The following is a 12522-nucleotide window of genomic DNA, read 5'->3' on the forward strand; positions in this document are numbered from 1 at the left end:
ACTCCGTGCTGCTGTAGCCGGTCGTGTGCGTTGAGCACAGAGTTTCCACCGGCCGCATTCTGCCGGGCTGGCAGACTGCGCGGAGGCGGAGAATACTGTCGGAGCAGAAAGAGCCTCGAACTCGGTGACATCCTATTCGAGGACCTTCTGCCGCTTAGTGACGTGCCACGGAGACCGGCACGTCTCCTTCCGGTGACCTGTGCTTCTGGTCCGACCCGGTCCGGCCGGTGAAGTGGTCCATCGTCTGGTTGACACCGAGGAAGTCCATGACTTTGTCGAAAGCTCGGGTCGGCAGGAGACGGGCACCCGGAACCAGGCGGACGAGCGAGGGCATGACCAGCTGCTCACGACCGGATTTAACGGAATCGAGGACCCGCGTGGCCACTTCGTTCTCTTCGAGGATCGGGAGCAGGCGCGGGAATTTCGTCTGCACTCCCTTGAACATGCCGGTGTTGATATAGAAGGGGCACACAGCAAGCGTATTGACCCGGCTGCCGTCGGCGCGCAGCTCTCCGCGCAGTGACTCGGTGAAGCCCACCGCCGCCCATTTGCTCGCCGAGTAGTCGGTCTGTCGAGCGACTCCGGTCAGGCCGGCAGCGCTGGCGATTGTGACCACGGAGCCGCGGTCGCGCTCGATCATTCCGGGCAGGAAGGCCTGGGTCGTCCAGTACAGGGCGAAGGTGTTGACGTCGTAGAGGCGACGGACCGCCGGTTCCTCCATGTCGAGAAGCTTCTTGCCGGAGACGATGCCTGCGCAGTTGACGAGGACGTCGATCTGACCGGTCTGCTCGGCCATGGCGGCAACCTGGTCGGCAACGCCGACGTTGAGGGTGAAGGATCGGGCCTTGGTTCCTGCGGCCTCCACCTCGGCGCGCACCGCGTCTCCGCGTTCGTCCGAGAGGTCCCAGATGATGACCTCGGCTGCGCCGCGGGCCGCCGCGTCCAGAGCCATGAGTCTGCCGATTCCGCTTCCGGCCCCTGTGATGAGGATGCGGCTGCCGGCGATCTTCGTTCCACGCGTCATGTCCGTGCGTCCTTGCAGTTAGGCGTCAGTGCTGTCCCTCGCGAGCAGAACCCGCTCAAGCGGACCCCACGAGATGTTACTCAACAGTACATCAGTGTGCCGTGGGTCACACAAGAGCGGGTTTGCCAATCGCCTGTAGATCCGGGGAGTCAGCTCTCCTCTCGCCCTGCGCCTTTCCGACGTGGGCGGGTCATCGAACTCGTCTTCAACCTACTCCAGGTGATTCGGATTTCAAGAGGTGCGCGCAGACGTGGAGAAGCCCCGCTCCCCAGTTTCCCTGGGGAAGCGGGGCTTCCGTGTGGTGGCTCCGACCGGCGTCGATCCGGTGACCTTTCGATTTTCAGTCGAACGCTCTACCAACTGAGCTACAGAGCCGAGCCGCCGGCATACTCAAGCAGTATGCCGAGAGAAACAAAGGCTCTTCCGAAGAAGAGCCTTATGCTCCGCGACCCTGACGGGACTCGAACCCGCGACCTCCGCCGTGACAGGGCGGCGCGCTAACCAACTGCGCCACAGGGCCTTGCTGTTGCGATGGAAGACCTTACGATCTTACACCGTACCCCCAACGGGATTCGAACCCGTGTCGCCGCCGTGAAAGGGCGGTGTCCTAGGCCTCTAGACGATGGGGGCCCAGGTTGTCCTCGGATTCCCCGTGGGCAACGACGTTAAGCTTATCCCACCCGATTCGCGGAATGCAAAACGAAAAGGAGTGTCCTCGGTCACACGGCGAGAACGGTGCTTTTCGACGTTCCGCAGGGCCGCCTCGGCGAGGGGAGCGGAGTCGCTAGAGTGGGAGGCATGGAGGCCCTGAGTGATGAGGAGTTCGACGCGATCCTCGGCGAAGCCCTGGATCTGCTGCCTGCCGGGGTGACCGAACAGCTGGACAATGTCGCACTGTTCGTCGAGGACCGGCCGGAGAACGGCGATCGACATCTGCTCGGCCTCTATGACGGCACGCCGATCGGGGAGCGGGGGATCGCCGGGTTCGAGATGCCCGACAACATCTTCATCTATCGTGACAACCTCATCGACTTCGCAGAGGATCGGGACCACCTGCGGGAAGAGATCGTCATCACCATCGTCCACGAGATCGCCCATTTCTATGGGCTCGATGATGACCGACTCCACGAACTCGGGTGGGGCTGAACGTCCCAGACTGAACGAGCGGATCGGATTACCGGCGGGTCACTTGACGTCACGGGAATTGGCGTCCGCGAGCCTACTTCGCCTATTGTGGGCGGGTACCTATCAGCACCGATACAACATTCCGTCCGTGTCGATGCGGGGACACGGAGTCGTGAAAGCTGCGCCTCCTGGCCCCGCTGACCTGCGGGCAGGAGGCACTACCCCCTTATGACAGTTGCATCCAAGACTTCCAGCGCGGCGACCCCGGCCGTGCGAGTGCTCAACCTGGCAGGCATCGACTACAGCCTGCGCAGCTTCGACCACGACCCCGCCACCCGCCGTTACGGCTCGGAGGCCGCCGACAAACTCGGCGTCAGCTCCGACCAGGTGTTCAAGACCCTGATGATCCAGGTCGACGGGCAGCCCGTGACCGCGCTCGTCCCCGTCTCCGGTCAGCTCGACCTCAAGGCCCTGGCCTCCGCGCGCGGAGCGAAGAAGGCCCAGCTGTCCGGCGTCGCCGAGACCGAACGCCGCACCGGCTACCCCGTCGGCGGAGTCTCTCCGTTCGGCCAGCGCCATGCCGTGCCGGTCGTCGTCGACCGCACCGCGCTCGACCATTCGACAGTGTTCGTCTCGGCCGGCCGTCGCGGTCTCGAGATCGAGATCCGCCCCGAGGATCTCGTCATGCTCACGAACGCCCAGGTCGCGAAGATCGCCGCGCTCGACTGATCAGATCTCGCTGATCCGAGCGTTGATCCCCGGCCTCACACCCATTCGACCTCACCGACCTCGGGCTCTGCCCGACCGGCGGTGAGGTCGGCGTACATCGCCACGGTATCAGCCACCTCGGCGAGGGGAACCAGGACGTCGAGTCCGACCTCACCGCCGTAGTCGGCCCGCGTCGTCCACCCCCGGTTCCCGGCCGCCCGCTCCAGGGCGTTGGCCTGGGCATAGTCGACGTGTGCGGACACAGGGACGCGCTCACGACGGGTGACGATCCGGGCCTCATCCACCGCCGCCGAGGTGGCCTGACCGTAAGCGCGCACGAGCCCGCCCGCGCCCAGCAGGGTGCCGCCGAAATACCGGGTGACGACGGCGACGACGAAGGTCAGATCATGGCCGGTGACGACATCGAGGATCGGAGCGCCCGCGGTGCCGGCCGGTTCCCCGTCGTCGCTGAAGCGCTGAGTGCGCGAATCGGTGTCGAGGACGAACGCCGAACAATGGTGGCGTGCCTTCGGATGTTCGGCGCGCGCCTCGGCGATGACGGACCTGGCTTCGGCCTCATCCGCGGCAGGGGAGAGACGGGCGAGGAAACGGGATCTCTTGATCTCGATCTCGGCCTCGACGGGGCTGACGATGGTCCGGTAAGACATGCTCGTCACTGTAGTCGAATGTGTTCTACGATGAGCCCACGGGCGCGGATTCCGCGCTCATCCCCGGTACTTCAGTGAAAGGGTGACAATGGTGCACCATCTCGACGACGCCGACCTCGCAGCGCTCAAGGACGAATCCGCCCGAGCCCGTGAACTCGACCGAGCACACGTGTTCCACTCGTGGTCGGCACAGCGGCTCATCGACCCTCCGACCGTCGCCCGCGCCCACGGGTCGACTGTCATCGACGGTGAGGGCAGGGAGTTCCTCGACTTCTCCTCGCAGCTGGTGAACACGAACATCGGCCACCAGCATCCGACCGTCGTGGCCGCGATCAAGGACCAAGCCGATGTGCTGTGCACGATCAGCCCGGCCACGGTCAACGCCGCACGGTCCGAGGCGGCCCGACTCATCACCGACCGCACTCCGGCAGGGCTCGATCACGTGTTCTTCACCAACGGGGGAGCGGACGCGAACGAACACGCCATCCGCATGGCGCGGCTGCACACCGGGCGAACGAAGGTGCTCTCCCGCTACCGGTCCTACCACGGTGGAACCCAGACGGCCGTCAACCTCACCGGTGACCCGCGCCGGTGGGAGAACGAGACCGGAGAATCGGGCGTCGTCCACTTCTTCGGGCCCTTCCTCTACCGTTCGGAATTCCATGCCACCACCGAGGCGGAAGAGACCGAACGCGCGCTGCAGCACCTGCGTCGGACCATCGAGCTGGAGGGGCCGGCGACGATCGCCGCGATCATCCTCGAATCCATTCCCGGCACCGCCGGCATCATGGTGCCCAGCCCCGAGTACATGCAGGGTGTGCGGGCGCTGTGCGACGAGCACGGGATCGTGCTCATCGCAGACGAGGTGATGGCCGGATTCGGACGCTCGGGCAAGTGGTTCGCCTTCGAGCACTTCGACATCGTTCCCGATCTCATCACCTTCGCCAAGGGCGTGAACTCCGGGTACGTGCCGTTGGGCGGTGTCGTCATCAGCGACGCGATCTTCGAGACCTTCGCCGAACGCGTCTACCCCGGCGGTCTGACCTACTCCGGGCACCCGCTGGCCTGCGCGGCCGCGGTCGCGACGATCAACGCGATGGCCGACGAGGGCATGATCGAACACTCCGCTCACATCGGGGAGACGATCATCGGACCCCGTCTGCGGCAGATCGCGGAGAGCTCGAAGCACGTCGGAGAGGTCCGCGGCATCGGAGCGTTCTGGGCGATCGAGCTCGTCTGGGACAAGGAGTCCAAGGAGCCGCTGGCCCCTTACGGCGGAGGCTCACCTGAGGTCGCCTCGGTGGTGGCGGCGCTGAAGGAACACGGCGTCATCCCGTTCAACAACTACCACCGCCTGCACGTGGTCCCGCCGATCAACATCAGCGAAGAGGACCTCGAACGCGGCCTCGGAGTCTTCGAGAAAGTCCTCACCGACTTAGACTTCCCCCGCTAGTTACTACCCGACGGCGGCCCAGCAACCTGGCGCGAGGTTGCTGGGCCGCCGTCAGGTAGCAATTAGGGGGTTTGGTGGGTGTAGTTGCCGCCTAGGATCGTGGCCTTGACCGGGATCGTTGCGATCTCGTCCGCCGCGACGTTGCCTGGGTGAGTCTCCAAGGCGACGAAGTCGGCGAGTTTGCCGCGGCTCAGCGTTCCCTTGTCCGCGCCCTGGCCCGAGGCCTTCGCCGCCTCGACCGTGTAGGCCGCGATCGCCTCATCGACGCTTAGGGCTTCGGCCGCCGAACCCATGACATCACCGTCACGGGTCTTCCGGGTGACATAAGCTTCGATTCCGCGCAGCACATTGCCGTCGGCGCACGGCCGATCCGAACTGCCGGCCATCGGCACACCCGCATCGACGAACGACTTCGCCCGATAGATCAGGTGCCGCCGATCCGGCCCGAGCGAGGCGTTCATCCCGTCCCCGATGCCGTCGGCGAACGCCGCCTGCGGAGTGACGACGATACCGTGCTCGGCCAGCGTCGCCAGATGCTCGTCATGGACCAATCCGGCATGCTCGATCCGGTTCGGCACCGACCGGCGGCCATAGCGCTTCTGCGCTTCGACGATGTTGGCGACCGCCGCATCCACGGCGGCATCGCCGATGGCATGCACGGCCAGCGACCAGCCGGAGGCATAGGTGTCCAGTATCTGCTGCCGCAGCACCTCGGCGTCGTCCTGCAGATAGCCGGGGTGGTCCTTGCCCGCGTAGTTCTCCCGCAGTGCCGCGGTTTCGCCGGACAGGGCCCCGTCCATGAAGAACTTCACCGGCCCGATCGAGATGAGATCATCGCCGAGGCCGGTGCGCAGTCCCGCATCCAAACCGATGCCGAAACCATCGGCGGAGTTCGCCGCGATCGGGTGCAGCCCGTCGGCCTGCGGCATGAGCTGCGCTCGCGCCCGCAGCTTGCCTTCCTCCCGGGCCCGCAGATAGCCGCTGATCTCGATGGGGGAGTGGCCGATCCAGCCGTACGCGATACCGCATTCGCCGAAGGACGTGATTCCTTCCTTCGCGTAGTAGGCCGTCGCCAGATCGAGGGCGTCGACGACGGTGTCGAGCGAATACGGGCGGATGAGATCCTGCACCAGAGTCTGCGCGGTCTCTTCGATCAGCCCCGTCGGATGTCCGGCCGCGTCGCGGACGACCTTGCCGCCGACCGGCTCCTCGAAACCGGGGTCCAGGATCCCAGCCCGTCGCATCGCCTCGGTGTTGGCGATCGCGGCATGACCGGACGTCTGCCGCATGAACAGGGGGCGGTCCCCGGTGATCTCGTCAAGACGGCCCAAGTCCGGATACTGCCCGTCGTAGTCACGGTGGGCATACCCCGTGGCTTCGATCCATTCCCCGGACGGAGTCGTCGCCGCGGCCTTCTCGAGTGCGGCATACACATCAGGCAGACCGCCGGGCAGCGCCGTGACATCGACCGAGGCCAGGGTGAGACCGAACCACGTCGTGTGGCAGTGGACGTCGTTGAAGCCCGGCAGCACAGTCGCCCCGCCCAAGGACTCGACACGATCGGCATCGATGCCGTCGAGCTCCTCGTCGAAGCCGATGATCCGATTGCCCCACACCCCGATCTTCTGCGCCCGCGGGCGCGTCGGATCAAGCGTGTAGGCGTCGAGGTCGGTGAAGATCGCGTCGATTCTCATGCATCCACCTTAGTCAGATTCGTTCGCCGTCCGCCCCACCGTTCACGGCAGGCAGTTCACAACAGACCGTTCACGGCAGGCGCGCCCCGCGCACGGCCGGATCCGTGATGCAGTGGACGAGCGAGAGCCCCTTGTGTGCCAGCGCCCGCTCGAACGCGTCGCGGAAGTCTTCGGTCCGCTCGACGCGGATGCCGAGACCGCCGAACGCCGTGGCCATGGCTGCGAAGTCCGGATTCTCAAGTGCCGTGGCCGTGGCCCGGCCCGGATATTCGCGGTCCTGATGACCGCGGATCGTGCCGTAGACCGAATTGTCGTTGAGCACGACGGTGATGTCCGCGCCGTACTGTACGGCCGTGGCCATCTCCTGCCCGTTCATGAGGAAATCCCCGTCGCCGGCGATGCAGAACACCGCCCGTTTCGGATGGACGAGGGCGGCGGCGACCGCAGCCGGCAGACCGAATCCCATCGATCCGTTGCGCGGGCCCAGCGCCGAGGGGAACCCGTGCGTGGGCAGGAACCTGGTCGCCCACCCGGAGAAGTTCCCCGCCCCGTAGGTGATGATCGCGTCCTTCGGCAGCAGCTCCTGCACATGGACGAATGCTTCGTCCATGTCGACGAACCCCGCCGAGGCGGCCGACCCCGACTCTTCCACATGCGGCTTCCGCCACCCCTCTAGCTCGGCCCGAGCCTCGGCGACCCAATCCGGCAGCGGGACGGCATCCCCGGCCGCTTCGGACAGGTCATCGCCGAGCGGCGGTTCGTCGATCGAGCCGTCGGAGGACACCGAATACGTGCGGGTTCCCTCCTCGGTGAACAGGGACTGAGCGAACCTGCTGACCGAGGTGACGATGTGCTGGTCGAGGCGGCCGAAATGGCCGTGCGCATCGGCATCGGGGCCGATGACGACGGTGCGCTGGTCGACTCCATTCGTGAAGCCGTCGGTGGCCACGTCGGTGCGGACACAGCCCAAGAAGATGTGCAGGTCCGCCTCGGCGAGGGTGCGCTTGGCCACGGGGGACGCACCATAGCCCAAGATGCCGAGGAAGTTCGGGCTGTCGTGGTCGATGCCGTCATAGGCACGGAAGGTGCCGAGCACCCCGAGGCCGCGGTCGCGTGACCATTGGGCGATGCGCCGCGAGGTCGACGGGGACCAGTCCTCTCCGCCGATGATGAGCACGGGACGGTCGGCGGCGGTGATGCGGGCACGCAGCTCCGTGACATCGCCGGCGTACGGTGAGGCCGATCCGTGCACACGTGGGTGCAGCACCGTCCCCGAACTCGGGCGGACGAGGACCTCTTCGGGCAGACCGACGATGACGGGACCGGGCCGCCCGGTCACGGCGGTGTGCATGGCGTCGACGACCACCTCGGCGGCCTTATCGGGATCATCGAGGGTGAGCACCTTCTTCGCGGTCGAAGAGAACCAGCCGTCCAGGTCGAATTCCTGGAAGGATTCGCGGCCGCGATGATCGGTGGGGATGAGGCCGACGAAGACGACGAGAGGGGTCGCATCCTGGTACGCGGTGTGGACGCCGACCTTGACGTTCGCCGCACCGGGACCACGCGTAACCATGGCGATGCCGGGAACCCCGGTCATCCGCCCCTCGGCGACGGCCATGTATGCGGCCCCGCCCTCCTGGCGGCAGACGATCGGGGTGATAGCCGAATCGCGGAGACCGTCGATGACATCGAGATACGACTCGCCGGGAACCAGATAAGTGCGAGTGACTCCGTGTGCTTCAAGTTCCTCGACGATGAGATGACCTGCAGAAAGAGACGCGGAGGTGTCCATACCCCATGCTTATCATCATTTCGCCTCCTGTGGTTGTCTCAACTGCCCACCACCCTGCCCATTCGAAACTGTGAGGTCGTATGATCGTGCAACAACGGAATCAGCACGGTCCGCCGACTGAGCCCGTGAGCAGGAAATCCACACCGGACCGGGGTGGGGACTGAGACTGACAGCCAGGAGGCTCTCGCATGACCGGAATCGACTCCGACCAGGCAACGGCGCAGGAGTTTGAGCCCGCCGACCTCGGCGGCGGCCGCAGGCACGGTCGCGTCGGAGCCCCCTCGACGCCGCGCCGGGCGCAGCTCGAACGGGACCCGGGGATGCCGGCGAGCACGTGGCGGCTGCGTTCGGACGCGTGGGAGTACCTGAAGTTCGCGATCAAACGCCTGGCCGTCAGCGGCGGGGACTTCTCGATGATCGCCGAAGACGGGGAGGTGTGGCGCTCGCTGCGTTCGCTGAAGACGATCGAGCTCTACTGGGCAGGTTTCGGCCAGCGCTATGTCGAGGAGATCACCGACCTGCTCTCGAACGGCGAATTCGACCGCGCGCACGACATGATCACACGTGCGGTCAATCGGCTCCGGGGCACCACCGTGCCCGACACCGGTGAAGACGACCTCACCGAGGATGAGCGCGCCGAGCTCAAGGACCGCCAGGACACCCGTCCCCGCTTCGAGGTCCTCATCGTCGACGAGACCACCGAGGGCGGCCGCGATGAGCTGCACACGGACCTGCTCAAACTCCGCAACGCCTCCGACCAGTTCATCTACGACTACGTCATCGTGCCCACCGCCGACGATGCGGTGGCGGCGGCCCTGACGAACCCGAACCTGCTCGCCTGCGTCCTCCGCCCCGGTTTCACCGACAACACCCGCGAGGTGCTCAGCCGCGACCTGCGCGATTCCATCGAGTTCGCGCACACCTCGACGAAGGAATCGCCGACGGCGCCGATGAGCCCGCTCAATTCGGTGCGCCGGGTGCTGCGGCTGGCCGACACCCTGGCGAACCTGCGCCCCGAACTCGACCTCTACCTCATGGCAGGCGCCCATATCGAAAGCCTCGCTGGTGCCCTGACCCACCGGTTCCGTCGCGTCTTCCGCCGCGAGGACCAGTTCGAACTCCATCTGTCCCTGCTGCGCCGCGCCCAGCACCTCTACGACACTCCGTTCTTCGACGCCATCCGAGAGCATGCCCGCCGCCCGGCCGGTGTATTCCACGCACTGCCCGTGTCCCGCGGCGGTTCCGTCGTCGGGTCGAAGTGGATCGGCGACTTCGTCGACTTCTACGGGCTCAACCTGCTGCTCGCCGAATCCAGCGCCACCTCGGGGGAGTTGGATTCGCTGCTCGCACCGGTGCACACGCTGAAGAAGGCGCAGTCGCTGGCCGCCCGGGCCTACGGTGCCAAACGCACCTACTTCGTCACGAACGGGACGTCGACGGCGAACAAGATCGTCCACCAGGCCGTCGTCTCACCCGACGAGGTCGTCATGGTCGACCGCAACTGCCACAAGTCCCACCACCATGCGCTCATGCTCACCGGTGCCCGCACCGCCTACCTCGAGGCGTATCCGCTCAACGACGTCGCCTTCTACGGGGCGGTGCCGCTGAACAGGATCAAGCAGCTGGTGCTCGACTACCGGGCCGCCGGCCGCCTCGACGAGGTGCGGATGATCACCCTGACCAACTGCACCTTCGATGGAATCGTCTACGACCCCTACAAGGTCATGTCCGAATGCCTGGCGATCAAACCCGACCTCGTCTTCCTCTGGGACGAAGCTTGGTTCGCCTTCGCCCGGTTCCACCCGGTCACCCGCAAACGCACCGCCATGGTCGCCGCGGAGACCCTTGAGGAGAACCTCGCGACCAACGCCCACGCCGCGGCGTACCGGGAGCAGCAGAAGCGCCTGTACGACCCCGAGACCGGTGCCCCCGCCCCCGATTCGGTGTGGCTGGAGGAGGACCTGCTGCCGCCGCCGGACGCGACGATCCGCGTGTACGCGACCCAGTCGACGCACAAGACGCTGACCGCGCTGCGCCAGGGGTCGATGATCCACGTCTACGATCAGGAGTTCTCCACCGGCGCCGAGGATGCCTTCCACGAGGCGTACATGACCCACACCTCGACGTCGCCGAACTACCAGATCCTCGCCTCCCTCGACCTCGGTCGCAGGCAGGTGGAGATGGAGGGCTTCGCACTCGTGCAGAAGCAGCTCGACCTGGCGATGAGCCTGTCCTCGGCGATCGCGCGTCATCCGCTGCTGAAGAAGACGTTCAAGGTGCTCACCGCCGCCGACCTCATTCCCGAGGAATATCGGGTCACCGAACGGACGATGCCGCTGCGCGATGGGCTCTCCACGATGTGGGACGCCTGGGTCCGCGATGAGTTCGTCGTCGACCCCAGCCGCATCACCGTCGAGATCTCGGGCACGGGAGTCGACGGGGACACGTTCAAGCACGAACACCTCATGGACCGCTACGGCATCCAGGTGAACAAGACGAGCCGGAACACGGTGCTGTTCATGACGAACATCGGCACCTCACGCTCGGCCGTCGCCTACCTCATCGAGGTCCTGGTCAAGCTTGCCGGGAAGTTCAATGACCCGCATGAGCTGCAGGCACAGGACGCGCTGACCGAACCCGCCGCGGTGATGCCGCCGTTGCCGGACTTCTCGGCCTTCGCCCCCGACTACGCCGCCGAAGTGCCCGCCGACGACCCGTCGAAGCAGCTGCCCGACGGCGACCTGCGCACCGCCTACTATGCGGGTCTGCGTCGGCAGAACATCGAGCACGTGCTGCCGCATGAGCTGCGACGGAGGGTGGAGAACGGGGAGCAGCCGGTCTCGGCCGGATTCGTCACCCCGTACCCGCCCGGGTTCCCGGTGCTCGTTCCCGGACAGGTCATCACCGCCGAGGTGCTCGACTTCATGTCGGCGCTCGACACCCGAGAGATACACGGCTACGACTCCCGCCAGGGCTACCGCGTCATCCTCAAGGACGTCCTGGAGAACTGAGCGAGAAAGGCGAGGCGATCGACCGTGCAGACCACCCGTCTCATCCAGACCGTCGAAGCCCACACCGAGGGGTTGCCCGTACGCGTCGTCACCGGGGGAGTGGGACCATTCCCCGGTGAGACTATGGCCGAACGCCGTGAGTGGTTCATTGAGAACTCCGACGATCTGCGGACCTTCCTCATGTGCGAACCGCGCGGCCACGGGTGGCTGTCGGGAGCGATCCTGCAGCCGCCGACCCGTGCCGACGCGGACTGGGGGGTCCTCTTCATCGAGGTCACCGGCGTGTTGCCGATGTGCGGGGCCGGCACGATCGCAGTGGCGACCGTGCTCGTCGAGACAGGCATGGTGCCGGTCACCTCGCCCGTCACGACCGTGCGACTCGACGCCCCGATCGGGCTCATCACCGCCGAGGTGGTCGTCCGGGACGGTCGCGCCGAGTCGGTGACCATCGTCAACGTCGCCTCCTATGCGCACGCCCTCGACCAGTCGGTCGAGGTGCCCGGACGAGGGTCGATCGCCTGCGACATCGGTTTCGGTGGGAACTTCTACGCCTTCGTCTCCGCCGCCGACGTCGGCATCCCGTTCGAGCGTGACCGGGCTGAGGACTTCATCGCCGTCGGTCGCGAGATCATGGCCGCGGTCAACGAGCAGCTGTCGCCGGTGCATCCGGAGACCGGATACAGCGGCTGCGAGCATGTCGTGTTCCTGACGCCGCCGACGACACCTGGGCCGAGCGGAGAGGTGCCGGATGCGAGGCACGTGCTCATCAACCATCCCGGCTGGCTCGACCGTTCACCAGGCGGAACCGGGACGAGTGCGCTCATGGCCGTCCGGCATGCCCGTGGGCACCTGGACCTGAACACGGACTTCGTCAACGAGTGCTTCATCGGCACCTCGTTCACCGGACGACTGATCGAGAAGACGAGAGTCGACGAGCACGTGGCTGTGGTGCCGACGATCACCGGCAGGGCCTGGCTGACCGCGACCTCGCAATTCATGCTCGACCCCAGCGACCCGTTCCCCGCCGGCTTCACACTCTGAAGTAGG

9 protein-coding genes and 3 tRNA genes are annotated in these 12522 nt (G+C 66.1%); 5 read left to right on the forward strand and 7 right to left on the reverse strand.

Annotation, left to right across the window (positions count from 1 at the left end):
• Positions 1 to 154: 154 nt before the first annotated feature.
• From LJ362_RS03070 to LJ362_RS03085, 4 genes are all read right to left on the reverse strand, one after another.
• Entirely contained in the window at positions 155 to 1024 is an 870-nt protein-coding gene (locus LJ362_RS03070) for an SDR family oxidoreductase (protein WP_264800706.1), read from the reverse strand.
• Positions 1025 to 1323: 299 nt separating this feature from the next.
• Positions 1324 to 1399 (reverse strand) — tRNA-Phe (locus LJ362_RS03075).
• Positions 1400 to 1470: 71 nt separating this feature from the next.
• Positions 1471 to 1544: transfer RNA gene (locus LJ362_RS03080), tRNA-Asp, on the reverse strand.
• A 37-nt stretch (positions 1545 to 1581) separates the two neighbouring features.
• Positions 1582 to 1654: transfer RNA gene (locus LJ362_RS03085), tRNA-Glu, on the reverse strand.
• A gap of 168 nt (positions 1655 to 1822) precedes the next feature.
• Here LJ362_RS03085 and LJ362_RS03090 point away from each other — a divergent pair.
• Positions 1823 to 2170, forward strand: a complete 348-nt coding sequence (locus LJ362_RS03090) for a metallopeptidase family protein (protein WP_167194072.1) — start codon at positions 1823 to 1825, stop codon at positions 2168 to 2170.
• Between the two features lie 207 nt (positions 2171 to 2377).
• Positions 2378 to 2878 carry a Cys-tRNA(Pro) deacylase gene (gene ybaK / locus LJ362_RS03095; protein WP_101546357.1) on the forward strand — a complete coding sequence of 167 codons (501 nt, stop codon included), beginning with the start codon at positions 2378 to 2380 and terminating at the stop codon, positions 2876 to 2878.
• A gap of 35 nt (positions 2879 to 2913) precedes the next feature.
• Here the strand turns inward: ybaK and LJ362_RS03100 are convergent, their stop codons facing one another.
• On the reverse strand, positions 2914 to 3525 hold the full coding sequence (locus tag LJ362_RS03100) for a YigZ family protein (protein WP_264800707.1): 612 nt from the start codon (positions 3523 to 3525) through the stop codon (positions 2914 to 2916).
• Positions 3526 to 3613: 88 nt separating this feature from the next.
• Between LJ362_RS03100 and LJ362_RS03105 the strand changes: the two genes are divergently transcribed.
• Complete coding sequence (locus LJ362_RS03105; protein ID WP_264800708.1) at positions 3614 to 4978, forward strand: aspartate aminotransferase family protein; 1365 nt, start codon at positions 3614 to 3616, stop codon at positions 4976 to 4978.
• 62 nt (positions 4979 to 5040) lie between these two features.
• Here LJ362_RS03105 and LJ362_RS03110 read toward each other — a convergent pair whose 3' ends face one another.
• Together LJ362_RS03110 and LJ362_RS03115 are read right to left on the reverse strand one after the other, a co-directional pair.
• Complete coding sequence (locus LJ362_RS03110; protein WP_264800709.1) at positions 5041 to 6672, reverse strand: amidohydrolase; 1632 nt, start codon at positions 6670 to 6672, stop codon at positions 5041 to 5043.
• Positions 6673 to 6742: 70 nt separating this feature from the next.
• On the reverse strand, positions 6743 to 8464 hold the full coding sequence (locus tag LJ362_RS03115; RefSeq protein ID WP_264800710.1) for a thiamine pyrophosphate-dependent enzyme: 1722 nt from the start codon (positions 8462 to 8464) through the stop codon (positions 6743 to 6745).
• Between the two features lie 188 nt (positions 8465 to 8652).
• On the opposite strand from LJ362_RS03115, the gene LJ362_RS03120 reads away from it, so the two are divergent.
• A complete protein-coding gene (locus LJ362_RS03120) occupies positions 8653 to 11475 on the forward strand; it encodes an aminotransferase class I/II-fold pyridoxal phosphate-dependent enzyme (RefSeq protein WP_264800712.1) in 2823 nt (940 codons plus the stop codon).
• A 24-nt stretch (positions 11476 to 11499) separates the two neighbouring features.
• Positions 11500 to 12516 (forward strand): proline racemase family protein, encoded by a 1017-nt coding sequence (locus tag LJ362_RS03125; RefSeq protein WP_264800713.1) that lies wholly within the window; start codon positions 11500 to 11502, stop codon positions 12514 to 12516.
• Positions 12517 to 12522 lie beyond the last annotated feature (6 nt).

The sequence above is a fragment of the Brevibacterium sp. JSBI002 genome, assembly GCF_026013965.1.
Taxonomy (GTDB): Bacteria; Actinomycetota; Actinomycetes; order Actinomycetales; family Brevibacteriaceae; genus Brevibacterium.

Bases quoted from the DNA above. Each gene is read 5' to 3' on its own strand.
- LJ362_RS03110 (WP_264800709.1), bottom strand. From the start codon at position 6,672: ATGAGAATCGACGCGATCTTCACCGACCTCGACGCCTACACGCTTGAT.
- LJ362_RS03070 (WP_264800706.1), bottom strand. From the start codon at position 1,024: ATGACGCGTGGAACGAAGATCGCCGGCAGCCGCATCCTCATCACAGGG.
- ybaK (WP_101546357.1), top strand. From the start codon at position 2,378: ATGACAGTTGCATCCAAGACTTCCAGCGCGGCGACCCCGGCCGTGCGA.
- LJ362_RS03100 (WP_264800707.1), bottom strand. From the start codon at position 3,525: ATGTCTTACCGGACCATCGTCAGCCCCGTCGAGGCCGAGATCGAGATC.
- LJ362_RS03120 (WP_264800712.1), top strand. From the start codon at position 8,653: ATGACCGGAATCGACTCCGACCAGGCAACGGCGCAGGAGTTTGAGCCC.
- LJ362_RS03090 (WP_167194072.1), top strand. From the start codon at position 1,823: ATGGAGGCCCTGAGTGATGAGGAGTTCGACGCGATCCTCGGCGAAGCC.
- LJ362_RS03115 (WP_264800710.1), bottom strand. From the start codon at position 8,464: ATGGACACCTCCGCGTCTCTTTCTGCAGGTCATCTCATCGTCGAGGAA.
- LJ362_RS03105 (WP_264800708.1), top strand. From the start codon at position 3,614: ATGGTGCACCATCTCGACGACGCCGACCTCGCAGCGCTCAAGGACGAA.